Annotated in this window: 19 protein-coding genes and 2 rRNA genes; 14 read left to right on the top strand and 7 right to left on the bottom strand. The window is 53.8% G+C overall.

Going from position 1 to position 25,663, the window contains the following annotated elements; genetic code table 11:
- Positions 1–47 precede the first annotated feature (47 nt).
- The 10 genes from rpsR (at position 48) to QFX07_RS08435 (ending at position 13,029) form a co-directional block, all read left to right on the top strand.
- Positions 48–284: a 30S ribosomal protein S18 gene (gene rpsR / locus QFX07_RS08480; protein WP_004005948.1), complete on the top strand. Its 237-nt coding sequence runs from the start codon at positions 48–50 to the stop codon at positions 282–284.
- 20 nt (positions 285–304) lie between these two features.
- Complete coding sequence (rplI, locus tag QFX07_RS08475; RefSeq protein ID WP_279741975.1) at positions 305–757, top strand: 50S ribosomal protein L9; 453 nt, start codon at positions 305–307, stop codon at positions 755–757.
- A gap of 318 nt (positions 758–1,075) precedes the next feature.
- Positions 1,076–1,381: a hypothetical protein gene (locus tag QFX07_RS08470; protein WP_279741976.1), complete on the top strand. Its 306-nt coding sequence runs from the start codon at positions 1,076–1,078 to the stop codon at positions 1,379–1,381.
- A 648-nt stretch (positions 1,382–2,029) separates the two neighbouring features.
- Positions 2,030–2,836 carry a class I SAM-dependent methyltransferase gene (locus tag QFX07_RS08465; protein ID WP_279754398.1) on the top strand — a complete coding sequence of 269 codons (807 nt, stop codon included), beginning with the start codon at positions 2,030–2,032 and terminating at the stop codon, positions 2,834–2,836.
- 741 nt (positions 2,837–3,577) lie between these two features.
- Positions 3,578–4,933, top strand: a complete 1,356-nt coding sequence (gene dnaB / locus QFX07_RS08460) for a replicative DNA helicase (RefSeq protein WP_279741978.1) — start codon at positions 3,578–3,580, stop codon at positions 4,931–4,933.
- Positions 4,934–5,828: 895 nt separating this feature from the next.
- Positions 5,829–7,357 (top strand): 16S ribosomal RNA (locus tag QFX07_RS08455).
- 308 nt (positions 7,358–7,665) lie between these two features.
- Positions 7,666–10,756: ribosomal RNA gene (locus tag QFX07_RS08450) — 23S ribosomal RNA — on the top strand.
- The 16S and 23S rRNA genes sit together here, the layout of an rRNA operon.
- A gap of 239 nt (positions 10,757–10,995) precedes the next feature.
- Positions 10,996–11,532, top strand: a complete 537-nt coding sequence (locus QFX07_RS08445; RefSeq protein ID WP_279755217.1) for a GTPase — start codon at positions 10,996–10,998, stop codon at positions 11,530–11,532.
- 178 nt (positions 11,533–11,710) lie between these two features.
- Positions 11,711–12,496 (top strand): D-mannonate dehydratase, encoded by a 786-nt coding sequence (locus QFX07_RS08440; RefSeq protein ID WP_279755216.1) that lies wholly within the window; start codon positions 11,711–11,713, stop codon positions 12,494–12,496.
- A gap of 5 nt (positions 12,497–12,501) precedes the next feature.
- Positions 12,502–13,029: a hypothetical protein gene (locus tag QFX07_RS08435; protein ID WP_279755215.1), complete on the top strand. Its 528-nt coding sequence runs from the start codon at positions 12,502–12,504 to the stop codon at positions 13,027–13,029.
- 23 nt (positions 13,030–13,052) lie between these two features.
- Here the strand turns inward: QFX07_RS08435 and QFX07_RS08430 are convergent, their stop codons facing one another.
- The gene (locus QFX07_RS08430; RefSeq protein ID WP_279755214.1) at positions 13,053–13,685 is read right to left on the bottom strand and encodes a LysE/ArgO family amino acid transporter; all 633 of its coding nucleotides are present in this window, start codon (positions 13,683–13,685) and stop codon (positions 13,053–13,055) included.
- 203 nt (positions 13,686–13,888) lie between these two features.
- Here QFX07_RS08430 and QFX07_RS08425 point away from each other — a divergent pair, with 203 nt between their 5' ends.
- Positions 13,889–14,806 carry a LysR family transcriptional regulator ArgP gene (locus tag QFX07_RS08425; RefSeq protein WP_279755213.1) on the top strand — a complete coding sequence of 306 codons (918 nt, stop codon included), beginning with the start codon at positions 13,889–13,891 and terminating at the stop codon, positions 14,804–14,806.
- A 170-nt stretch (positions 14,807–14,976) separates the two neighbouring features.
- Here the strand turns inward: QFX07_RS08425 and QFX07_RS08420 are convergent, their stop codons facing one another.
- A complete protein-coding gene (locus tag QFX07_RS08420) occupies positions 14,977–15,291 on the bottom strand; it encodes a cell division protein CrgA (protein WP_279755212.1) in 315 nt (104 codons plus the stop codon).
- 160 nt (positions 15,292–15,451) lie between these two features.
- Here QFX07_RS08420 and QFX07_RS08415 point away from each other — a divergent pair, with 160 nt between their 5' ends.
- Genes QFX07_RS08415 through QFX07_RS08405 form a run of 3 tightly spaced genes read left to right on the top strand, consistent with a single transcriptional unit; the run spans position 15,452 to position 17,030 of the window.
- On the top strand, positions 15,452–16,201 hold the full coding sequence (locus QFX07_RS08415; RefSeq protein WP_279755211.1) for a class E sortase: 750 nt from the start codon (positions 15,452–15,454) through the stop codon (positions 16,199–16,201).
- A gap of 19 nt (positions 16,202–16,220) precedes the next feature.
- The gene (locus tag QFX07_RS08410) at positions 16,221–16,382 is read left to right on the top strand and encodes a hypothetical protein (RefSeq protein ID WP_005507386.1); all 162 of its coding nucleotides are present in this window, start codon (positions 16,221–16,223) and stop codon (positions 16,380–16,382) included.
- A 15-nt stretch (positions 16,383–16,397) separates the two neighbouring features.
- Positions 16,398–17,030: an aminodeoxychorismate/anthranilate synthase component II gene (locus QFX07_RS08405; RefSeq protein ID WP_279741619.1), complete on the top strand. Its 633-nt coding sequence runs from the start codon at positions 16,398–16,400 to the stop codon at positions 17,028–17,030.
- Between the two features lie 185 nt (positions 17,031–17,215).
- Here QFX07_RS08405 and pknB read toward each other — a convergent pair whose 3' ends face one another.
- From pknB to QFX07_RS08380, 5 genes are read right to left on the bottom strand one after another with little or no spacing between them, the layout of a single operon-like run.
- Positions 17,216–19,246 carry a Stk1 family PASTA domain-containing Ser/Thr kinase gene (gene pknB / locus QFX07_RS08400; RefSeq protein WP_279755210.1) on the bottom strand — a complete coding sequence of 677 codons (2,031 nt, stop codon included), beginning with the start codon at positions 19,244–19,246 and terminating at the stop codon, positions 17,216–17,218.
- 47 nt (positions 19,247–19,293) lie between these two features.
- Positions 19,294–21,039, bottom strand: a complete 1,746-nt coding sequence (locus QFX07_RS08395) for a protein kinase domain-containing protein (RefSeq protein WP_279741616.1) — start codon at positions 21,037–21,039, stop codon at positions 19,294–19,296.
- The gene (locus QFX07_RS08390; RefSeq protein WP_279755209.1) at positions 21,036–22,475 is read right to left on the bottom strand and encodes a peptidoglycan D,D-transpeptidase FtsI family protein; all 1,440 of its coding nucleotides are present in this window, start codon (positions 22,473–22,475) and stop codon (positions 21,036–21,038) included. The genes QFX07_RS08395 and QFX07_RS08390 overlap by 4 nt, the downstream gene beginning before the upstream one ends.
- Positions 22,468–23,928: an FtsW/RodA/SpoVE family cell cycle protein gene (locus tag QFX07_RS08385; protein WP_279755208.1), complete on the bottom strand. Its 1,461-nt coding sequence runs from the start codon at positions 23,926–23,928 to the stop codon at positions 22,468–22,470. The genes QFX07_RS08390 and QFX07_RS08385 overlap by 8 nt, the downstream gene beginning before the upstream one ends.
- Positions 23,921–25,660, bottom strand: a complete 1,740-nt coding sequence (locus QFX07_RS08380; protein WP_279755207.1) for a PP2C family protein-serine/threonine phosphatase — start codon at positions 25,658–25,660, stop codon at positions 23,921–23,923. Before QFX07_RS08380 ends, QFX07_RS08385 begins: the two co-directional genes overlap by 8 nt.
- Positions 25,661–25,663 lie beyond the last annotated feature (3 nt).

Here is a 25,663-nt window from a genome sequence, read left to right as displayed (position 1 = left end):
ATCCCGCGGTTATCCGCCGCGGGCTCCCAACTCTAAGGAGCACCACGATGGCTAAGGCTGAAATCCGTAAGCCCAAACCCAAGCAGAACCCCCTCAAGGCTGCTGACGTCACCGTTATCGACTACAAGGACGTCGCACTTCTGCGCAAGTTCATCTCCGACCGCGGCAAGATCCGCGCTCGCCGCGTGACTGGCGTGACCGTTCAGGAGCAGCGCAAGATCGCTCAGGCTATTAAGAACGCCCGCGAAGTTGCACTGCTGCCCTACTCCGGCGCTGGCCGCTAAAGAGAAGGAGAGACAGTAACATGGCTAAGATCATTCTGACTCAGGAAGTTTCCGGCCTCGGTGCAGCTGGCGATGTTGTCACCGTTAAGGACGGTTACGCACGTAACTACCTGCTGCCCCGCGGCTTCGCTCTGACCTGGACCCAGGGTGGCGAGAAGCAGGTTGAGTCCATCCGCGCCGCTCGTGCGGCTCGTGCTAAGGCTTCTCTGGAAGAGGCTCAGGCAACTGCGGCGGCCCTGGCTGCTAAGTCGGTTGTCGTTGCACACAAGGCTGGCGCTGACGGCCGCCTGTTCGGTACCGTCAAGGCTGAGGCTATTGCTGAGGCTATTGAGGCTGCTGGCATTGGCTCCGTTGACAAGCGCACCATCCACCTGGGTTCCGCTATTAAGCGTACCGGTGAGTACAAGGTGACTGTCCGCCTGCACGCTGACGTTGTTGCTAACGTTGTCCTGGACGTCGTTGCTGCTGCGTAAGTAGGTTTTTAGATATTTGACGCTGGTGCTTTGATGCTGCGGCGTTGAGTGTCGGACGGGGTGTCCCTCTTCGTGAGGGGCACCCCGTTTGCTTTACCCTTTTAGATACAGAAAGTCGCAATGTTTCACGTGAGACATCGCGGTTTTTTCGTTTATCGTGCTGATTGCGTAGATATTCCCACCCCTTAGGTCGGGGATTTTGATGGATTACCTCTATATGGGAAGTATCTTGAGACTTTCGGGGCATCCCAGACCGGTCTGCATATTCGACATTCTCTGTGCGCCCCATAGTCTGGTAGACACCGTAGACTGGTATACATGGCTCGATCTTTTTCACGTTTGTCTTCTAGCGCTCAGCTTCTATTCACGGGTGTGCTGTTGGAGTGCGTCAATTTGCTGCTGTGTGCTCTAGCGGTTATTCCATTTGCGGACGCTAATCTTGCTACTGCTCTTCTGCTTCTTTTGTTGGTGGTTGGCGGTCTTGTATCCAGTATTGCGTTGGTGTGTGCGCTAGTGGGTCTGGTGAAGTTTGGTCAGTACCGCGTGGCTAATATTTGCCTGGCGGTTATTTCTGTAGTGGCTAACCCGTTGGTGCTGCTGGGTCTGTATATGGCGGCTTATTAGCCCGGTTTAGAGACCAAAAACTGCACAATATCAAAGCTCTCAGGGTTCTGTTGGTTTTCTCCCAGCTTGTTTCCAGCGAAATTCAATCCTCCCATAAGGTTGGGGGTGTTTACTATAAGTGTTGGTTCGAGAGGACTGCGATGTGAATGTGTGTGTTTCGTGTAGCGGGGTCGCCCGCTAGCGAAAGAAGGATGGCAAGGCAAAAGCGCCTTGCCATTCTTCTTTTAACGCGACATGTAGTTTCGGTGTGAAATGCGGGGTGCTGCACCTCGATTTTGAAGAAAAATCTATTCCCAGCTTTCTTGCAGCTTTAACCTACAGGGAATAAAGGTTTACGCGTAATACTTTATATAGATGGTTCGAGAGGACCATCAGAAAGTTGGACTTCCCTTGCGGAAGTGGCTCTGATTTTCGTATGTATGTGTGTGTGATGAGACTGGGGTTGGACTGAGAGGTCCAGCTCCAGTTTCTGTTTTAACCACCTGGATGACAGAGGGAAGCAGTGTTGCTGCCCTGGCTTTCTGAAGGTTGTCGGGTCGTGCGTCCAAAACTTTCGTGGATTCGTCTTTCTTTTAGGCGCCGTGCGGGTCTAGAATTGGGAAAGATAAATTTTGCATATTAAATACAAGTATTTAGGAGTTGTCTTCCGTGTCTAAGACCCCTTCCGTTCCCGGTACCGACCGCCCCGCTGAAAAGGCTGCCGGTCACTGGCTTCTGGCTCAGCTGGGCAAGAAGGTTCTGCGCCCCGGTGGCCGCGAGACCACCAATAGGCTGCTGGCTCGCGCTCTGGGTGGTGACATTGACGTCGTGGAGTTTGCGCCGGGCCTGGGTATTACCGCCTTGGAGATTGTGAAGCGTTCCCCCAAGAGCTACACCGGTGTGGATCTTGATCCCAAGGCTGCTGAAATCGTGACCGAGCGTATTGGTGCATCGACTAAGCCGAACTACCGTGTGGTGAATGCTAGTGCCCAGGAGACCGGTCTGCCCTCGGAGAGCTACGACGCCGTGGTGGGCGAGGCGATGCTGACCATGCAGACCGATAAGCACAAGCTGGAGATTATGCGTGAGGCGGCTCGTCTGCTGCGTCCGGGCGGCTACTACGCTATTCACGAGATGTCGCTGGTTCCCGATTACCTGCGCCCCGAGTTGAAGGAAGAGATCCAGAAGGATTTGGCGCGTACTATCCGCGTGAATGCCCGCCCGCTGACTGTTGCCGAGTGGACTGCTCTGGCGGAAGAGGCTGGCTTTGAGGTGCTGGATGTGTACCAGACCGATATGGCTCTGCTGGAGCCGAAGCGTCTACTGGCTGATGAAGGTCCCGCTGGCGTTGCGAAGATTGCGTTCAATCTGGTGCGTAAGCCGCAGATTCGTGAGCGCGTGTTGGGTATGCGCGGTGTGTTCCGCCGCCATGCCGACCATATTGGCGCTATCGGCATGATTCTGCGTAAGAAGTAAGAGAAGCTTATACAGCGAAACGGAGCCTTAGTATTCCTCGTTATGCGGGGGAATACTGAGGCTCCGTTTTCATTCGCTAGCCTGCTCTCACCAGGCATACTAGTACACAGTACCTCAGTCCCGCAGTGACTACGGCGCTGAGCACTAGTACCAGCATCAGCACTGGATACTGCACCAGTAGCAGACACTCACCCAGCATCAGCTTGCACCACAGCCTCCGAGTGCCGCACCACCCCCACCCATATACGCCCACGACACCGTACCGGCGAGCCTGTAGTAGTACAGCACTGCTGATACTCGCAGGTACTCAAGTACCATGGTGTGTGTTACAGGCAGCGACATACTATAGGTGTGTAGTAGCAGCACCGCCACCAGATGCGAGAGGGCATGCAATACAAGGAGAGAGAGAAACTTAAACATGGTCCGAGACCTGCTTTCATGACTAGTGCCCTCGACTCTGATATCGAGGGATCTACTAGGCACATAGCAGTGGCCTGGTTTTTGTGAGGCAGTCACGTCTGCTCAGCGATGAGGGCATGCGCTAAGGCACGGCAGCTGGGCGAGGCAATGCGCACTATGGATGGCGCGGCGCTCGCTGTTGAGAAGATTGAGGATTATCTGCGCGCTACCCATTAGGCGTGTATGTGTTTCGCGTGTGCCTTCGTGAGAAACTAGCATAGGAGTTCAGCAGAAAATGTTTCTGGAACGTCGTAGATATTGGATTGAAACGCGAGGATAAGCATGTCTGAAACTGCCATTGATTATGGTTCCCGCACTATGCCTCATGATGATGTGGCTGAGCAGTCGGTGCTCGGTGGCATGCTGCTGTCGAAGGACGCTATTGCTGATGTGGTTGAGAGCCTGCGTGCGTCTGATTTCTATAAGCCGGCGCACGAGACGATTTATGAGGCGATTCTTTCTCTTTACGGTCACGGTAGCCCTGCGGATGTGATTACGGTTGCTGATGAGCTGAAGAAGCGTGGTGAGCTGACTCGTGTGGGCGGTGCGTCCTATATTCATACCCTGATTGCGTCAGTTCCAACTGCTGCTAACGCTCAGTATTACGCTGAGATTGTTAAGGAGCACGCGATTATGCGCCGCCTGATTGAAGCGGGTACGAAGATCGCTCAGCTGGGTTACGCCAATGAGACTGAGGTCGATACTTTGGTGGATCAGGCGCAGGCTGAGATTTATGCGGTGACTGATGGTAACGCGAAGGAAGACTATGTATCTTTCTCTGAGGCGTTGGAGGAGACCATCAACGAGATTGATGCGAACTCGAACCGCCCCGATGGCGTGTACGGTGTACCGACTGACTTTATTGAGTTTGATGAGCTGACCGGTGGTCTGCACGGTGGCCAGATGATTGTTATTGCGGCTCGTCCGGGTGTGGGTAAGTCGACTCTGGCCCTTGATATTGCTCGTTCTGCCTCTATTCATCATCAGATGACGACTGTGTTTTTCTCGCTGGAGATGAGTCGTACTGAGTTGGCGATGCGTATTCTCTCTGCGGAGGGCAAGATTTCGATGGGTCGCCTGAAGAAGGGGGATTTGGATACTGAGGGTTGGACGAACCTGGCGACTCTGCAGGGGCGCATTGATTCTGCTCCTCTCTTTATTGATGATTCGCCGAATATGACTCTGATGGAGATTCGCGCGAAGTGCCGTCGCCTCAAACAGCGTAATGATTTAAAGCTTGTGGTGCTGGACTACCTGCAGCTGATGAGTTCGGGTAAGAAAGTTGAGTCGCGTCAGCAGGAGGTTTCGGAGTTTTCTCGTAGCCTGAAGCTGTTGGCTAAGGAGTTGGACGTTCCGGTGATTGCGCTGTCTCAGTTGAACCGTGGTTCGGAGCAGCGTACTGATAAGCGTCCGATGGTTTCGGATTTGCGTGAGTCGGGTTCTATTGAGCAGGATGCGGATATGGTGATTCTGCTGCATCGTGAGGATATGTATAACCCGGAGAGTGATCGCGTGGGTGAGGCGGATATGATTATTGCTAAGCACCGTGGTGGTCCGACTCGTACTATTCCGTTGGCGTTTAGCGGTAAGTACTCGCGCTTTAACAATATGGCGAATGATGCGCCTCCCCAGTACTAATCAGCTCAGCACTAACCGCCTCAGTACTAAGCTTCAGCACTCTGTAGCTGCACCCCTCTTCTTCTATTCCTTGCAGGATGGAAGGGGAGGGGCTTTTCGTATCTATAGGTATGGGCGCCCAAATGCAGAGTTAGGAATCAAGCGCAGGGTATGGGAATAGGGGCTGCAGAGGGGCGCTGGAGGGTATTCTGCGAGGGTTTGAGTGGTTTCTTCTGTGGTTATAAGGTTTTTTAGAAGTTTTTTAAAGATTTTCTAGCACCCATAAAATACTTTGACTAGGTAGTTTAGTCTCTGGAAGGGTGGTTTAGACCCTTACAACGCCATGTTTGTGGTCTACTTCACCCTTTTTTAGGTTGCATGGGTGTTTAGGCGTCTGTATAGTTGTATGAGTCGCCGCGGCGAGGAGGAAAAAACGAAGAACTTCTTCGGTGTTTCTCCTAGTCGGAAGCGGTTGAATGACTTTCAATTGTATAGTGTTTTGGTTTCTTGCTTGAAGGAAATCCGGGTTGCTTTGTTGGTGATGGTGGAAGAGTTTAGGAAAGAAACTTTGTGGTGTGAATCACGGAAAACGGATTTGCATGACAAACAAAACGCTGGTATAGTTGATTGGGTTGCCGCGGGAACGCGGTGATCATGAAATAACATGAATGACCGTTCAACGGTAAGGCTTGCTTGAAATAGTAAGTTGAGGTGTTGAATCGGTGTGTTGCTTGAGAACTCAATAGTGTGCTTTGTTCAATAAAATCACCATTATGGTGGTTGAAACTGAAACTAATACCAAATATTTATTTATATTTGATAATCATCAAATGGTTTCAAATTTAGTCAGCTTGAGTCACGCACCCCCGTGTGTGATTCGCTGTTTGAGATCAGATTATCAAGCTTTTCTATTTTTTCAACGGAGAGTTTGATTCTGGCTCAGGACGAACGCTGGCGGCGTGCTTAACACATGCAAGTCGAACGATGAAGCCTAGCTTGCTAGGTGGATTAGTGGCGAACGGGTGAGTAATACGTGAGTAACCTACCTTTAACTCTGGGATAAGCCTGGGAAACTGGGTCTAATACCGGATACGACCAATCTCCGCATGGGGTGTTGGTGGAAAGCGTTATGTAGTGGTTATAGATGGGCTCACGGCCTATCAGCTTGTTGGTGAGGTAACGGCTCACCAAGGCGACGACGGGTAGCCGGCCTGAGAGGGTGACCGGCCACACTGGGACTGAGACACGGCCCAGACTCCTACGGGAGGCAGCAGTGGGGAATATTGCACAATGGGCGCAAGCCTGATGCAGCGACGCCGCGTGAGGGATGACGGCCTTCGGGTTGTAAACCTCTGTTAGCAGGGAAGAAGAGAGATTGACGGTACCTGCAGAGAAAGCGCCGGCTAACTACGTGCCAGCAGCCGCGGTAATACGTAGGGCGCGAGCGTTGTCCGGAATTATTGGGCGTAAAGAGCTTGTAGGCGGTTTGTCGCGTCTGCTGTGAAAGGCCGGAGCTTAACTCCGTGTATTGCAGTGGGTACGGGCAGACTAGAGTGCAGTAGGGGAGACTGGAATTCCTGGTGTAGCGGTGGAATGCGCAGATATCAGGAGGAACACCGATGGCGAAGGCAGGTCTCTGGGCTGTAACTGACGCTGAGAAGCGAAAGCATGGGGAGCGAACAGGATTAGATACCCTGGTAGTCCATGCCGTAAACGTTGGGCACTAGGTGTGGGGAACATTCCACGTTTTCCGCGCCGTAGCTAACGCATTAAGTGCCCCGCCTGGGGAGTACGGCCGCAAGGCTAAAACTCAAAGAAATTGACGGGGGCCCGCACAAGCGGCGGAGCATGCGGATTAATTCGATGCAACGCGAAGAACCTTACCAAGGCTTGACATATACTGGACCGCATCAGAGATGGTGTTTCCCTTCGGGGCTGGTATACAGGTGGTGCATGGTTGTCGTCAGCTCGTGTCGTGAGATGTTGGGTTAAGTCCCGCAACGAGCGCAACCCTCGTTCTATGTTGCCAGCACGTTATGGTGGGGACTCATAGGAGACTGCCGGGGTCAACTCGGAGGAAGGTGGGGATGACGTCAAATCATCATGCCCCTTATGTCTTGGGCTTCACGCATGCTACAATGGCCGGTACAGAGGGTTGCGATACTGTGAGGTGGAGCTAATCCCTAAAAGCCGGTCTCAGTTCGGATTGGGGTCTGCAACTCGACCCCATGAAGTCGGAGTCGCTAGTAATCGCAGATCAGCAACGCTGCGGTGAATACGTTCCCGGGCCTTGTACACACCGCCCGTCAAGTCACGAAAGTTGGTAACACCCAAAGCCGGTGGCCTAACCCTTTTGGGAGGGAGCCGTCTAAGGTGGGATTGGCGATTGGGACTAAGTCGTAACAAGGTAGCCGTACCGGAAGGTGCGGCTGGATCACCTCCTTTCTAAGGAGCACATTTAGTTGGCCATACTATCCGCGAGTGTCGGGTGGGTGGTTTTGCTCATGGGTGGAATATTGGTTTTGGGTTGGATGAGGCGCATTGTTGGGTTTTGGGGTAACACATGTGTGTTGTTCCTTTGTTTGCCTGGCATGGTGATGATGTGAGAATTTGTTTTCTTGTGTTGTTGTTGTGTTGTGGGTTGTTGTTTGAGAACTATATAGTGGACGCGAGCATCTTCTGGAATTTGCGTTGAATCAATGCTTTTGTGTTGGTTTGATTGTTGATTTTAGATTCTTATTTTTCTTGATTGTGTGTAAGTTATTAAGGGCACACGGTGGATGCCTTGGCATTAAGAGCCGATGAAGGACGTGTGAATCTGCGATAAGCCTCGGGGAGCCGATAACTGGGCTGTGATCCGAGGATTTCCGAATGGGGAAACCTGGCTCATCTTCATGGTGAGTTACCACCAGCTGAATGTATAGGCTGGTTGGGGGGAACGCGGGGAAGTGAAACATCTCAGTACCCGCAGGAAGAGAAAATAATGTAATGATTCTGTGAGTAGTGGCGAGCGAAAGCGGAAGAGACTAAACCTGTGGTGTGTGATAGCGGTTAGGCGTTGCATCATGGGGGTTGTGGGAGTCACAGTGGCAGTTCTAACTGGCTGCCGGCATGATGTTCAGGATGGTAGGTGAACGACTTGGAATGGTCGGCCGTAGAGGGTGAGAGTCCCGTAATCGAAATTGTTCTGTCCGTGGTGTGGCCACCCGAGTAGCACGGGGCTCGTGGAATCTCGTGTGAATCTGCCAGGACCACCTGGTAAGTCTAAATACTTCTTAGTGACCGATAGTGAATCAGTACCGTGAGGGAATGGTGAAAAGTACCCCGGGAGGGGAGTGAAATAGTACCTGAAACCGTGTGCTTACAAGCCGTTGGAGCCTTTTGGGGTGACAGCGTGCCTTTTGAAGAATGAGCCTGCGAGTTAGTGTTATGTCGCGAGGTTAACCCGTGTGGGGTATCCGTAGCGAAAGCGAGTCTGAATAGGGCGTTTGAGTGGCATGACCTAGACCCGAAGCGGAGTGATCTATCCATGGCCAGGTTGAAGCGACGGTAAGACGTCGTGGAGGACCGAACCCACTTCAGTTGAAAATGGAGGGGATGAGCTGTGGATAGGGGTGAAAGGCCAATCAAACTCTGTGATAGCTGGTTCTCCCCGAAATGCATTTAGGTGCAGCGTTGCGTGTTTCTTGCCGGAGGTAGAGCTACTGGATGGCCGATGGGCCTTCACGGGTTACTGACGTCAGCTAAACTCCGAATGCCGGTAAGTGAGAGCGTAGCAGTGAGACAGTGGGGGATAAGCTTCATTGTCGAGAGGGAAACAGCCCAGACCACCAACTAAGGCCCCTAAGCGTGTGCTAAGTGGGAAAGGATGTGGAGTTGCTTAGACAACCAGGAGGTTGGCTTAGAAGCAGCCATCCTTGAAAGAGTGCGTAACAGCTCACTGGTCAAGTGATTCTGCGCCGATAATGTAGCGGGGCTCAAGTACACCGCCGAAGTTGTGGCAATGATCTTTTTGGATTGTTGGGTAGGGGAGCGTCGTGTGGCCGGTGAAGCTGCGGTGTAAACCAGTGGTGGAGGCTATGCGAGTGAGAATGCAGGCATGAGTAGCGAAAGATGAGTGAGAAACTCATCCGCCGGATGATCAAGGGTTCCAGGGTCAAGTTAATCTGCCCTGGGTTAGTCGGGGCCTAAGGCGAGGCCGACAGGCGTAGTCGATGGATAACGGGTTGATATTCCCGTACCGGTGAAAAACCGCCCATACTGATATTGTGATGCTAACCATGCGAAGCATGATGTGCAGGCTTTTGTTTGTGTGTTGTGTGGGTTGTGGGGCCCGATCTTTGGAGGTAAACGTGTTAACAGGTGTGACGCAGGAAGGTAGCCAAGCCACGCGATGGTTGTCGTGGTCTAAGCGTGTAGGGTTGTCGGTTGTTAAATGCGCCGGCTGTGTGCCTGAGACGTGATGGGACCCTGTTTTTGGGGGATTTGGTGATCCTATGCTGCCGAGAAAAGCATCGGCGTGAGGTTTTAGCCGCCCGTACCCTAAACCGACACAGGTGATCAGGTAGAGAATACTAAGGCGATCGAGAGAATCATGGTTAAGGAACTCGGCAAAATGCCCCCGTAACTTCGGGAGAAGGGGGACCTTGAGCGTGATGGGTACTTGCTGCCCGGAGCGTGTATGGGTCGCAGAGACCAGGGGGAAGCGACTGTTTATCAAAAACACAGGTCCGTGCGAAGTCGTAAGACGATGTATACGGACTGACTCCTGCCCGGTGCTGGAAGGTTAAGAGGATTGGTTAGCCTTTGTGGCGAAGCTGAGAATTTAAGCCCCAGTAAACGGCGGTGGTAACTATAACCATCCTAAGGTAGCGAAATTCCTTGTCGGGTAAGTTCCGACCTGCACGAATGGAGTAACGACTTCCCTACTGTCTCAACCATGAACTCGGCGAAATTGCAGTACGAGTAAAGATGCTCGTTTCGCGCAGCAGGACGGAAAGACCCCGTGACCTTTACTATAGTTTGGTATTGGTGTTTGGTTTGGCTTGTGTAGGATAGGTGGGAGACTGTGAAGCATGGACGCTAGTTTGTGTGGAGTCGTTGTTGAAATACCACTCTGGTCAATCTGGATGTCTAACTTCGGGCCATGATCTGGTTCAGGGACAGTGCCTGATGGGTAGTTTAACTGGGGCGGTTGCCTCCTAAAGTGTAACGGAGGCGCCCAAAGGTTCCCTCAGCCTGGTTGGCAATCAGGTGTTGAGTGTAAGTGCACAAGGGAGCTTGACTGTGAGACTGGCAGGTCGAGCAGGGACGAAAGTCGGGACTAGTGATCCGGCGGTACGTTGTGGAACGGCCGTCGCTCAACGGATAAAAGGTACCTCGGGGATAACAGGCTGATCTTGCCCAAGAGTCCATATCGACGGCATGGTTTGGCACCTCGATGTCGGCTCGTCGCATCCTGGGGCTGGAGTCGGTCCCAAGGGTTGGGCTGTTCGCCCATTAAAGCGGTACGCGAGCTGGGTTCAGAACGTCGTGAGACAGTTCGGTCCCTATCCGCTGCGCGCGTTGGAAATTTGAGAAAGGCTGTCCTTAGTACGAGAGGACCGGGACGGACGAACCTCTGGTATGTCAGTTGTACCGCCAGGTGCATGGCTGATTGGCTACGTTCGGGAGGGATAACCGCTGAAAGCATCTAAGCGGGAAGCCTGTTTCGAGATGAGATTTCCTGGCACTTTTTGGTGTGTGAGGCTCCTTATAGATGATGAGGTTGATAGGCCGGGTATGGAAGCGAGGACTGAAGACTCGTGGAGTTGACTGGTACTAATAGGCTGAAGGCTTACTTTTCAGGAAGTTGTTTGTTGTTTGCGTTCACTGTATGGTTTTTGGATAATAATCCAATAGGCAATAAAAAGAGCCGCGCTTGCGTGGGCTCTTTTGCTTTAACAGCTAAAGCTAAAAAGGGGCAGATCCATACGGGTCTGCCCCTTTTTTATGTCCTCAGAGGCTTGTCTACGAAGCTTTGTCTACAAGAAAGAATGCTCTCCACAGACACACTGGGATAGAGTAGAACCATGCACTACCCCATGTTTTCCCACGCACCAGAGCCAGTCGATCAGCAGCGCCAACACAACGGTGAAGAACGAGCGGCAGCCCTCTACGTAGAGAGCACGCTGGAGCCTCACGAAGCCTGGGCAGCGCTGACCGAATACATCCATCTCTGGTGGCCCAGACAGCTCCTACAGAGCGAGGAGAGCCATATCGATCTCTCTACTGAGCTACTGCTCGAAGAGACCGCAGACGGGGATATAGTTCCTGTGGCACGTATTGTCCAATGCGAGAACGAAGACGTCCTCACGATCGCACCCTACCCGGGTACACACATGGGGCGACTCATGGGAGTAGCTGAAGAATCAGAAGAAACCCTGAGCTTCATCCTGGATGCTCTAGCCCCGGAGACCGCAGAAGGACCGTTATCCCTGCTCGAAATTAGTAGCGGCACATACACGGGTAGTGAAGACGAGGAGCTAGGTATCTACGAGGAACACGAAGAAGCAGCTGTGCTACTCATGGGTGCCTATAGCCGCTTTATTGGGGCAGAACTCCAGAAGGAAGAAATATAGGTACTCGCGAGTAAAAGAGAGATCTCACCCTGTAGAGTGGTATGTCATGAGTACACAGGACCAGAACATCCCGCAGTAGAAGGACGCACGCCCTATCTGGGCGCGACTGCGTGCTAAAGCCACTGCAGAAGCGGTGCAATCTCAGCATTACACCACTCAGCACTACACTAGGGCCGACATGCTGAAGCAGAGTAATATATGGTTCCGTAAACAGGGTGCACCCCTCATCATTCCTGCATGTCAACGTGCTCTCGATGCGTTCCCACGCTCCGTGCCGTGGATCCTGTGGGCTGGTATCATGCACATCTGCTATATCTTCCTGCGCGACATTATCCTCATGCTAGTAGAGGACGCGAATGGCTCCCTACCGGACTACATCAAAGCTCTCACAAGCGATAACGCCCTCAGAAACGAAGTACTCTCAATGATCGTACTCGGCGGGATTTTCCTCGTTATGCCGGTCATCTCCGGGGTGCTCATCGCTCTAACCCACAAGCTCATGGTCCGCACCCCACGATGGGCACAAACCACCCTGGGGTCTTTCAAAGTACTCGCAACCGGAATACTCTTCACCACAAGCATCTTCGAAACCAATGCTCTTGAAGGTTTCGACTTAGTCTACGACGGTGGCCAAGTCTTCCCGCTTATTGTTATCGGAATCTACCTCGCCATCTTCCTGGACGTAGATACTATACTCGGCTGGTCGCTCAAGCACGCCATCCACCAGCTTGCCTCTCTGCCGCCCATGATTGCGAAAGTACTGCCCGTGCTCATGGTGTCTGTACTCTTCATCTTCGTGAACGCAGACCTCTGGAAGCTTGCCAACAGACTCAGCTTCCCGCGCACCTGGGCGGTTCTGGGCCTCATGGGACTACTCGCCATGTTCGTGGTCGTTACGACCTCCCTGGAGCGCACAGCGCGCCTGCTGGGGCGCTACAGGGACGATGGACATTGCACACTTTAGCGACAGTGACTACGAGCATGCCGCAGCCCTCGAAGGCGAAATCTGGAACACCGCCCCAAGACTGGGTCGAAGAGAAGAAAATCCTCGAACACCGACCCCTCAAAATCGCGCCCTGGAGCAACCTCATCATCATCCCCATGATTGGGCAGATTATCCAGGCGACCCTCTTCATGCTACTCGTCTTCGGATTCTTCATGGGATTCTTATCCATCGCCATCAGCGATATCACCATCGAATCCTGGATGACCGTCAAACCTGAACACCTCAAAATCCTCAGCGTAGACACCAATATCAACGCCGTTGTTATCAAGGTGTCCATGATCGTTGCCGTGTTCTCCGGGCTCAGCTTCGTTGCAACCACCAGTAGCGACGAAAAGTACGCCCGAAGCTTCCTCAAGCCCATGATTGAGCGGATTAAGCACATCCTGATCATTCGCGATATCTACTTGGGTCTGCTCATCATGCCCAAAAACGAAGTGCTCTTACCCTTCGAAGAGGAGAAGAGCACCAAAAAAGAGGTTGGCAAAGTATAAAGAAGCAGGTCAGGGGGTAAAAGCTAATGGGTAGATAGGTTCAACGTCAGCAGGTTGAACACCAGGTACGCCATCAGAAGAGCCGTCGCACCGTCCAAAAAACGCCACGCTGAAGGGCGCGCAAAGAGCGGACGCAACAGACGCGAACCATACCCCAGCATCAAAAACCAGATCAGGCTACCGCAGCAACAGCCCAGGTAGTACCACCAACGGCCAGGATCGCCCTGAGCATTCGCCAGTGACCCCAAAAGAATAGTTGTATCCAGCCACGCCAGCGGATTCAAATATGTCACCGCCGTCGTGGTCAGCATAGCCGCCTTCAACGACTGAGAATTACCCTCGGCATCATCGACCACGATGGAGTGCGGAGTAAACACGCGGCGGCCAGCCTCAAAACCAAACCACGCCAAAAATACCGCACCCACATAACGGAATACCTCAATAAACCACGGCGCCGCATCCAATAGAGCGCCCAGGCCCACAACGCCCAAGCCAATCATCAGAGCATCCGACAGAATGCAGAAAATAATAATCGGGGTAATATGCCGCCCCAAAATACCCTGACGCAGCACATAAGTTCCCTGGGCGCCAATAGCCGCCACCAAAGAAATCGTGGTAGTAGCACCCAGAAACAGCAGGGACAGGGAAGTGGACATTGTGAAACTTTCTATGTCGATAAAACGGTACGGGCTTTGTGGATATTGCGGGTGGTGGCTCCTTCTAATAACAGCTTGCCAGGCGAAAGCTCGTGATGCAGGGATAAAGTGCGTTAGCGGAAGTGTGAAGTGCCAGAGACGAGAATACGCGAAAAAGGACCCTAAATCTATCTAAATATTTTCACATTGCGTAAGATATTCTTATGACACGTTTCAGTACCGACCAGCTCACCACCTTCGCCACCGTCATCGAATACGGCACCTTCGACGCGGCGGCAGATATCCTGCGAGTGAGCCCCTCCGCCATCTCCCAACGCATCAAAGCTATGGAGCAGATTGCCGGAAAGGTCCTGCTACGCCGAAGTAACCCCGTCACCCCTACCGACGCCGGACAAAGCGTGCTACGCATCGCCCGGCAGAGCGCATTCCTACAGCAAGAAATGGAACGCGAGCTCATGGGTGCCGGTGGCTTCCAGAGCGTCTCCATTGCCGTCAACGCTGACTCACTCGCCACCTGGTTCATCGACGCCGTAGGAACCCTCAGCCACGAAGACAGCATCTTCTGTGATCTGCGACGAGAAGGCGAATTCCACTCATCCGCCATGCTCCGATCCGGAGAAGTCATGGCAGTCATCACTTCTAAGCCCGAAAAAATCCCCGGCTGCTCCGTCGAAACCCTCGGCGTGGCACGCTACTGGTGCGTTGCCACCCCCGACTACGTACAGCGTTATCTACCCGGTTGGCCCAAGACCATGAGCCGCGAAGAGCTCAATCGTGCCCCCGTTGTCGAATATGACCGTAAAGACTTTGTGCAGGATATAGCACGAGCCCTCATTGAAAAAGAGGTAGGTCTGGAGGCCGAAGAAACCTTCATCCAAAGTCCCACCATCTATATTCCCTCATCTCCGGACTATGCACGTGCCGTCAGCTCCGGTATTGCCTGGGGCCTCATTCCTGAGGCGCAATGCGCCGAAGAACTGGAAAGCGGACACCTCGTGAAGCTCGCCACAACCCCTGTAGAATTCCCTCTCTACTGGCAGCGCTGGAACATCAACTCCCCCGTCATGGAGACCGTAACCAGGCGCGTCCACGAAGCGGCACGAGGCGACCTAATCTACTAAAGGATTCCTTGGTTCATGATGCTAAACTTAACCCAAAATATTAAAAATATAAGTCTGACTAGATTATATGTTTATATAAGAATATAAGAACCGGGTAATAAAACTCTCAATACCCCAAGACACATACAGAGGCGGCTACCCCACACGGGACGGCCGCCTCTATATAAGATCTAACGCCAGCGAGTCATCATCAGCATGCTCGCCATCATGGCGCCCACACCAACACTCACATTCCACATACCCATATCAGGAATCGGAAACAGGCCCTGCGTAATGTAGAAAACAATAATCCACAGAATGCCCACCGTCAACAGCGAGAACATAATCACGCGGTACCACAACGGAGTCTGCTCCTTCAGCTGCGTACCGCTCTCCATCTCACGAGCAATCTCACGCAGGCGTAGCTCGCTCGCATCCTCCACCTCAGACTTGGCAGACTTCTGAGACTTCTTTTTGGACGATGCCTTAGCCGACTTGGTCGACATACTTCCTCCGCTTATTGTTGTATGGGTAACCTAAAAAAATTATGTTCATACCTATCTTTGCAGACTTACGGGATGATTTCACCTTCTCCATGCGTTGATAGATAAGGAAAGCCATTTGGCGCCCAAGAACATACACAACCCAAAGGACAAAGGAGAACGCATGAGCCAAGGAACGGCACCCACCGCAGAGCGCCGCCCCCGTACTGTGCTGCGCTGGATTATCCAGATTACAGGCGAACTCCTTATCACCGTCGGCTTGCTGCTACTGCTCTTCGTCGCATGGCAGCTCTGGTGGACCAACATCGACGCTGACCGCACCCAATCCCAAGCCGTCAGCACCCTCGTCCAAGAATTTGACTCCACCCCCGCCGAACCCCTACCCAACTGGGATCCCAACACCCCTCCCGCAGGTCTGAGTGAACCCGGCCACGGTGAAGTCTTCGGCATTGTCTACATCCCCAAGTTCGGATCTGACTACCAGCGCCCCGCCACCCAGGGCACCAGCTCCGACGTGCTCGACTCCCTCGGACTCGGCCATTATGAAGGAAGCGCCATGCCCGGACAGATTGGCAACTTCTCCCTCGCAGGCCACCGCCAAACCCGCGGTAAAGTCCTCAACGACATTGACCTGCTCACCGAAGGCGACCACATCTATGTGCGCACCAAAGACGGCTACTACACCTACACCGTCTACAGCCACGAAATCGTGCAGCCCGACCAGGTAGAAGTTATCGAACCCGTCCCCGGACAGCCCGGTGCAGCACCCACCGAGCGCCTCCTGACGCTCACCACCTGCCACCCGCGCTACGGTGACACCGAACGATACATTGTCCACGCCCGCCTTGAATCCTGGCGGCCCGCCGCAGTCGGAGCGCCCGCAGAAATCGCCGCCTCCGTCGCAGGATCCTAAAAACAGAGAGGAAAAGCAGATGTATGCATGGATTTTCCGTCACCTCCCCGGCCCCCTGTGGGTTCGCATCATCATCGCTATTGTGCTGATACTCGCCGTAGTCTACCTGCTCATGGAATTCGTCTTCCCCCACTTCGCAGAGTACGGCCCCTTCAACTTGAACGTCACCATCAACCATTAGTGCTAAGGACGTGCCATGACCCGCATCCTTGTCATCGACAACTACGACAGTTTCGTCTTCACTCTAGTCGGCTACATTCAGCAGCTCGGCGCTGAAACCACCGTCATCCGTAATGACGAATATGAACTTGACGCCGTCATCAAGCTCGCCGAAGAACACGACGGCGTGCTCGTCTCCCCGGGCCCCGGCGCCCCTGCAGAAGCAGGCGTTATCATTGACACTATTCGCTGGGCAGCTGAAGCGAAGAAACCTCTATTGGGTGTATGCCTTGGCCACCAAGCCATCGCGGAGGCATTCGGTGGCACCGTTACCCATGCTCCCGAACTCATGCACGGCAAGACCTCCCGCCTCGTGCACGAGAACGTCTCCGTATTCAAAGATGTGCCAAACCCCTTCACCGCGACCCGCTATCACTCCCTGGCAGTCGTACCCGAAACCATGCACGAGATCCTGGAAACCACCTCCACCACCGACAACGGCATCATTATGGGTCTGCGCCACCGTGAAGCCCCCATGCACGGGGTGCAGTTCCATCCTGAATCGGTCCTGACCGAAAGCGGATACCTCATGCTCGGCAACTGGCTCGAAGAAACCGGCCTGCAGGGAGCCGCAGAGCGCGCTAAGAGCCTCTCACCCCTCATGGCTTAGTAAAGCCGCCCTCAACTGTTTATATCGCCTCTAGAAGCCCCGTAGTAGACATACTATAGGGAAACTGGAGGCGATAACTTTACCCTCACACACTTCCTAACCCGAAGCCATGTATACAAAAAGGGGCGGCACCCCACACCGTTTGGTGTGGAGTGCCGCCCCTTTTGGTTAGTCGTTAGAACCCCTTAGCGGGTATTCGCATTAGTGTTATTAGCGTTGTTCGCATTGGCGTTCGCGTTATTGCTCTGAATCGTACGGGTAGATGCAGAAGCAGAAGCAGTCGGTGCCACAGGCGCCGAAGCTGAACCTGAAGGACGGTTATTTGCTGCTGCAGCAGTCGGAGTAGCTGCCGCAGCAGTCGGAGTAGCAGCCACACGGATCGTCACCGTGCTGTTCTGAGCTACCAGAGTACCCGCTGCAGAGCTCTGCGAAAGCACAGTGCCCGCAGGACGCTCGTTAGTCTGAACAGTCTCAATGTTAGTGTTCAGTAGAACATCCTGAGCGGTCAGAGCAGCAATCGCCTGGTCCTTGGTCAGACCCACCAACGAGGGGACCTTCACCTTACCGGAGGACAGGACGATGTTTACGGTGCTACCAGCCTCAACGGTCTGAACACCCTTATCATCGGTCGAGCCCTTCTCCGGCGAAAGCTCCACAACCATACCCGCAGGAACAGAAGCGCTCTCCACGGTGGTAACACGGCCATCCACCAGTCCCAGGTCCTTCAGAGTGTTACGGACATACGCCTCACTCTGACCTTGTAGGTTACCCGGTAGCTTAACCTTCTCTGGACCGTTCGAAACAGTCACAATAACGGTTGAGCCCTTATCAACCTTAGAACCAACACCCGGCTCAACGCTGATAACGTCACCCTTCTTGATGTTGTCCGAGTAGCCCTGACGGTACTCCAGCACGAAGCCCAGGTTACGCAGCTGATTCTCGGCATCATCTCGTGAAACATTTACCACAGCCGGAACTGAAACCTGCGGAATCTCATTGAGCTTGTTCTGGTAGTACAGCACCGAGCCGACGCTGAAGACCAACAGAGCCGCAATCAGAGTACCCACGAGGAAACGAACCCACGCACGCTTACGCGGCGAAGACTCATCGTATTCCGCGTATTCCTCATCATCGTACAGCTCCTCATCGTCTCCATACTCGAAGAAGCCGTTGAGGCCGCCGTCTTCCACCGAAGCCTTAGTAATCGAGGTGGTGTACGGGGCGTAATCCTCACCTAAGGAAGCAGTAGCCGCCGAAGGAACAAAAGCAGTAGTCATTGCTGCATCCTGAACCACGGTCTCTTCACCCGGGCGAACAACCGAAACTAGAGCCTGAGCGAACTCAGCTGCGCTCTGATAACGCTCATCTGGGTTCTTTGCCAGACCCTTCAGAATGATGGCATCCAGACCCGCCGGAACCTCAAGCGGAGTGAACTTGCTCGGAGGCTCAGGAGCGTCAGAGAGATGCTTAGCCGCCAGGTCAACATTCGACTCAGCATCGAACGGAGAATGACCAGCAATCATCTCGTAAATCACACAAGCAGCAGAGTACAAATCGCTGCGTGCATCAACATTCTTGCCACTGACCTGCTCAGGGGACATGTAGCGTGCGCTACCCATCACCACGTTAGCCTTGGTTAGGGCCTCGCCAGCCTCCTCAATGGCACGGGAAATACCGAAATCCATGACCTTAATCTGGCCAGGCTGACCCTTAGCGATATCCTCGCTAGTGCGGTCCAGCACCATAATATTTGCGGGCTTAATATCGCGGTGAATAATGCCCATTGAGTGGCTGTACTGTAAAGCACCCAGCAACTGCTCGGAATAACCCAAAGCATCACGGACGGGCGGGTGACCGCCACGGGACAGGATGGAACGCAGCGTATGACCCTCCACGTACTCCATCACAATATAAGGAATAGCGGGGCCCTCTTCCGAAGAAGCAGACTCCTTACCATCCTGAGAAGGGTTATACGAACCGGTGTCATAGACAGCAACAATCGCAGGATTGTTCAGAGACGCCACCGCCTCCGCCTCACGCTTAAAGCGTGCGCGGAACGTATCGTCCTGGGCCTGCTCCGGGCGCAGAATCTTAAGCGCAACCTTGCGGCCGAGGCGAGTATCCTCAGCAGCATAAACGGTTGCCATTGCACCGGTACCGATTACCTCGAGTACCTTGTAACGGTTATCAACCGTGTCGGGAACCGACAGGTCCATAAGTTCTCCTGGATCACTAAGACTAAAACTAAATCAAAATGTAGGGGCTAACGCGCCGACGCAGAAGCCGACGCAGACCGTGAAGCCGAAGCGCTTGCACTAGATCCCCTACCCGAGCTGGAAGAGGCCACATACATGTCTACATTACTACCAACCGTAACCTTGGTGCCAGACGACGGGGTAGTACGAAGCACCGTACCGGGAGCTGCAGTGTCCGAATTCTCATAATGCAGAGAAACATTCACACCCAAAGCAGCAACAGCCTTCGATGCCTCATCCACGTTCTTACCCTCAAGGTTCGACGGCAAAGTCACCGACTTCGGACCGGTCGAATAGCGAACAGTCACGCTATTACCCTGATCCAAAGTACCCGTCGGAGAAACCGAAATCACCGTGTTCTCCGGCTGAGTCGACTCAATGCCCTCAGTCTTGGGAGACAAACCCAGATTCTTCAGCTCGTTCACCGCATCCTGCAGTTCGCGACCCTCATAGTTAATCGCATTGACAGTCACCTTCTGCTTTGCGCCAGAGGCAGAAGCAGAATCAGTTGGCTCCACCGTAGAAACGGTACCCGTGTTCGTCGGAACAACAGACGAAGAAGCGCTCGGAACCGAATCAGGCGAACCGCCACCATTATTAGAAGAAAGGACCGTCCAAATACCACCAATAATCAGCACAATTGCCAGCAGCAGAGCAACCCACATCCACACGTTCGGACCACGCTTCGCTGCAGGAGCAGGAGTAGACTTCACACGACCAGACATGGGGCGCATCGTCTGCTCACTCGTACGAGGAATTGGCGCCGTCGTCGGCTCCGGCGAGAAACGACCGCCAGAACCGAAACGCGGAGTAGAAGAAGCGCTAATCGGTTCAGCCGCAACATCCATAGCGGTCATTGCGATAGTAGCGTCATCAGCGTTCTCCTCAGCCAAGAACTGAGCCAGAGAAGGAACAGCCTTCACCGCAGCCTTCAGGTCGCGGCGACGAATCGCATCCACCGCAGACGCCAGAGCGGTCGCATCCTTAGGACGCTGAGCCGGGTCCTTCGCCAAAAGACACATAATCAGTGCACGAGCAGGACCCGGGATGGTCTCCGGAAGCGGCGGCGGCGGATCATTCACCTGAGCCAATGCAATCGCAATCTGCGACTCACCCGTAAACGGACGGCGACCCACCAGGCACTCATAACCAATAATGCCCAACGAGTACATATCCGAAGAGGGGGTAGCTGCCTGACCGGTCGCCTGCTCCGGTGCCAAATACTGGGCGGTACCCATTACCTGGCCGGTAGCCGTCAACGGCACCTGATTAGCCAGACGAGCAATACCGAAATCGGTCACCTTCACACGATTATCCGGAGTGATGATAAGGTTACCGGGCTTTACGTCACGATGCACCAGGCCCTGCGAATGAGCCGCAGCCAGCGCACGAGCAGTCTGAGCAATGAAGTTCAGAATACGATCAGGCGGCAGAGTAGTCTCATGCTCGATGATGCTAGAGAGCGGGTTCCCCGGCACCAGCTCCATGACCAGGTACGCAGAGTTGTCCTCCTCACCGTAGTCGAAAACATTCGCTACGCCGGGGTGGTTCAATAGCGCCGTATTACGGGCCTCAGCGCGGAAACGCTCCAAGAAGCCCGGGTCACCGGTGTACTCCTCCTTGAGGATCTTGACCGCAACGATGCGTCCAAGCACCTTGTCGCGAGCTTTCCACACCTCACCCATACCGCCAATTGCGATACGTTCGGTTAGGGTGTAGCGCCCGCCCAAAGTGATATCAGCCGCAGGCCTCACTTGTTCAACACCGCCTCAAAGAGTTGCTTACTAGTACTGGTTGCCAGTTGGGCACCGGTCGCCACGTCAATATCCTCGTAGACCACAGCAATCGCAATCTGAGGATCATCAGCCGGCGCGAAACCGGTAAACCAAGAATTATTCAAACCTGCCGTAGTCTCCGCGGTACCTGTCTTACCAGCCACCTTCACACCGGAGACACCTGCATTACGTGCAATACCATTATCAACCGCATTCACCATCCACTGCTTCACCTGCTTAGCAATTTCAGGGCTAGTGGACGTACGCAGCTTCTCAGGAGAGAACTCCTGCAAAGTGCTCAGGTTGCTGGTCTTCACCGAACGAATCAGGTTTGGCTTCATCTGCACGCCGCCATTTGCAATCGCCGCAGAAGTCATCGCCACCTGCAACGGAGTGGTCTTCACGTCGTACTGACCAATCGCTGACTGAGCCAGCTGGCTCTGCGTCAGATTCGACGGGAAAGACGATTTAGAAACCGTCAAAGGAATCTTCAAATCCTGGCCGTAACCAAAATTCTCAGCGGTCTTCGCGATACGCTCCTGACCCAAGTCCATCGCAATCTGCGCAAACGGCGTATTACAGGACTGAGCTAAAGCCCACTCAATTGTCGCCTGAGTGCGGGTCGAACACTGACTGCCCGTATAGTTCGGCAGGCTAATGTTCGTACCCGGCAGAGGCAATTGGGCGGGATTCGCAATGACCGAAGACGCGTTGTACTTGCCGGACTCCAGTGCTGCCACCGCATCAATAATCTTGAACGTCGAACCTGGTGAATAGGTATTACCGGCAATCGCACGGTTGAACAGGGGGCTGTCCTCGTCAGAAGTCAGTGCCTGATAATTCGCCAAAACCGAAGAGCTCGTATGAGCAGACAGAAGATTCGGATTATAGGACGGCGAAGAAGCCATCGCCAGAATCTCACCGGTCTTCGGGTTCATTGCCACCACAGCGCCCTTACGGCCCTGCAGAGCGCTATACGCAATATCTTGAAGCTTCGAATTAATCGTCAGCTCCACGCTAGCGCCCTGCGTAGAAGAACCACTAAACAGCTGCGCCACACGGTCATAGAACTGGCTGTCGCTCGTGCCGGCAAGTTCCTTATCCAGTGCAGCTTCCAGGCCCGTCGCGCCATAAATCGTGGAGAAATAACCCGTCAGAGCCGCATACTTAAGCGGGTGGTTATACACACGCTGGTAGTTGTACTCATCGTCGGATTTCACCGACGAAGCAATCTCCGTACCATCAACCACGATCGAACCGCGTGCCGAACCGTAATTGTCGTAGAGCGCTCGAGAATTCCACTGATTATTCATCAGAGTCTTCGAATCGAAGAACTGAATATAGCTGAGGGTACCCATCAGCAGAACAAACACGCACGCGGCAGACATCCACATGCGGCGAATAGCCCTATCCATTCTTCTCACCTCCAGAATCCTTAGCCGTAATACGCGCCAGAACGCTAGTAGCACCCTCCGGCTCGTAGCTAGTGTCCGCATGGTCAATACCCTGCGGAGCATCATAACCAGCCACCAGGTGAGGTGCGCGGGCACTATGAGAAATAGACAACCATAGCGCCACAATTATCCAGTTAGCCACCAACGAGGAGCCACCGGCTGACATAAACGGAGTTGTCAGACCAGTCAGCGGGATCAAGCGAGTCACGCCGCCAATCACCACGAACAGCTGCAGAACCATAACTGTGGACAGGCCAGCAGCCAGCAGCTTACCGAAACCATCACGAGTACCCAACGCTGCGCGGTAACCACGCGAAACCAAGAGCATGAACATCATCAGGATGGCGCCCAGACCCACCAAGCCCAGTTCCTCACCCAAGGAGGAAATAATCATGTCTGAGTTAGCGTACGGGACGAGGTTCGCTCGGCCCTGACCCCAACCGCGGCCAAAAAGACCGCCATAAGCCAGACCAAAAACGCCCTGCAGAATCTGACCCGAACCACCAGGAGACGCCTGGTAAATCTCTGGATCAAAAGCGTGGACCCACGCATAAATACGAGCGTGCACATGCGAGACATAGTGGTATGCAAAATAGCCACCCACAGCCATACCGATACCCGCAATCACCAGCCACGAAATACGACCGGTCGACAGGTACAACATCGCCATGAACAAGCCAAAGAACATGATGGCCGAACCAAGGTCCTTTTGGAACACCAGAACACCCAGGCTCACTATCCACGCCAAGAACACCGGCGCCAAATCACGCAGACGCGGCAGATTGATAGGACCGATGCGGTGGCCCGCCACCAGAATCAGGTCACGGTGCGTAGCTAAATATCCGGCGAAGAAAATCGCCAGCGTAATCTTCGCAACCTCACCCGGCTGGAACGTGCGGTTACCGATATGGATCCAAATACGAGCACCGTTGAGCTCCATACCCAGACCCGGAACCAACGGCATGATGAGCAGAATCATCGACAGCACCAGTGAGGTGTACGTGACCTTACGCAACACGCGGTAATCTCTGAGCACGAACACAATAATCGCGCACAGCACCATAGACACGCCGGTCCACATCAGCTGACCATCACCCACCGGAGCCGCAATCTGCGGATCCAGACGATAAATCATGGTCAAACCGATACCGTTCAGAGCCACCACTAGCGGCAGAATAAACGGATCAGCATAACGCGCGCGGAACTGCATGACCAGGTGAATCAGAAGAGCACCAGTACCCAGCACCACCGTGCACGGCAGCCACTGGCTCTTCGATGTATCAAAAGCGTGCTCCGGATCAATCAGGTACATGCCGAAAGAGCCAACACCCACCGCCAAAACCAGTAGGAAAAGCTCCGTAAAACGGCGTGCCCGAGGCACATCCGACTCACGACGGAACGAGAACTTAGCCATTAGACACACCACCTTCAGCGGCCTGCTCAGAAGCCTGCTCAGGTGCTACAGGAGCCGCGGAAGTCGGATTGGTGCTCGGAACCACCACAGAAGCAGACGGCGACATAGACGCAGAAGCGGAAGCAACAGCCTGCTCCGCTTTCTCACGAGACTGGTCCGCCTGAGTCTTCAAACGAGTCACAATCTGATGTGCATCCTCCAGGTCCTTGGCCGTAATCGCATTACGTAACAAAGAACGAGTATGATCACTTAGCTCACTCGTCTGAATATCAGTATTCTCCACCACGTGAGAAAGACGAATCGGACCCAATGCGTGCGGAATACCGTTGTAGACCGCAACCGTGCCATCACTCTCACCCACATAGTAGCTACGCTCCACATAGCGCAGACCGGTCCACGCAGCCAGCGTCAAAATAGCGGCAATCAGCAGGGTAATGAACAGGCGAATCGACCAAGACCGCGGGCGAGAATGCTCCACAGTATCCTCAGCGATCAATTCCTCCAGCTCATCTGGCAGGGTCGCCTCATCAGACTCGACCTTCAACGGCACACGCTGAGCCACCGTCGCACGATGCTCCAGGGTACGAGAAGTAACCGCCGGAATCATACCGGTCTCAGTAGCCACCGAAGCGGCACCAACCAGCTGATGCGGGCGGGAACCCAACTCGCTACGCAAAATCGCAGCATTCGTAAGAGCCGCATCCACGGCATTATCGTACGTGCCGATATAGTGACGTACGGCCCCAGAACCACTGTGCAACAGGGTTCCAGAGAAGTCACGAGCACGACGGAAACGACGCAATGAGCGGGGAAGAAAATCATCTGACTCATCGTCATAGCCTGCGCTCAAAAGGGCCTCAGTAGCCTCAACCGTGGTAGCCGCCTCGGGAAGCTTCTGAGTGTTCGTGCTAACTTCCTGCTCCACCACAATCGAATCAGGCAGAGCAGACTCAGGCAGGCTCGAAGGACCCACCGGCTCATCCACCGGCAGAACCTCACGGTCAATCACCTGCAGAGACACAACCGTGACGTTATCCGGAGCGCCGCGCTCTAACGTCATCGCAATCAGAATGTCAGCAATCTCAGACAGGTCATCGGTAGAACGCATCACCTGCTCAATCTCCGACAGGGACACCACAGCATCCAAACCGTCTGAAGAGAGCACCCAACGCTCGCCTGGAACAGCGTCCAGAGTCTTCAACTCCAGCTCAGGGGACGCGTCAACATCACCCAGAACGCGCATAATCACGTTCTTATGAGGGTGGTTCTCCGCCTCCTGCGGGGTAATACGACCCTCATTGAGCAGACGCTGCACAAATGTATGGTCAGTAGAAATCTGCTCAAACTCGCCGTCAGCACCCGAACGCAGACGATACGCACGCGAATCACCAATATGGGCGAACTCAATGCAATCACCATCAATCAGCAGGGCAGTACAGGTTGTACCCATACCCGCCAGCTGAGGGTCATTGGCTGCCAGCTCATTAATAATCAGGTTCGCGCTCTGAATCTCATCAGCCAGATAAACGCTACCGGTACCATCCTCAAAGTCAGGATGGTCAAGTGGAGTCAAATTTAAAACCGTCGTAGCCGACGCAACATCGCCGCCCACGTGACCGCCCATACCATCAGCAACCACAGCAAGGAAACGACCACCGTAGCCGGAGTCATCATTCTTCGAGCGTTTCAGACCCGTATCAGAGCGGGCCTCAAAACGAAAAGCGATCTTCATACA

This window comes from Rothia similimucilaginosa (genome assembly GCF_029850985.2).
Taxonomy (GTDB): Bacteria; Actinomycetota; Actinomycetes; order Actinomycetales; family Micrococcaceae; genus Rothia.
Note: the sequence above shows the minus strand (reverse complement) of the source record. Positions and strands in the feature narration are given on the sequence as shown.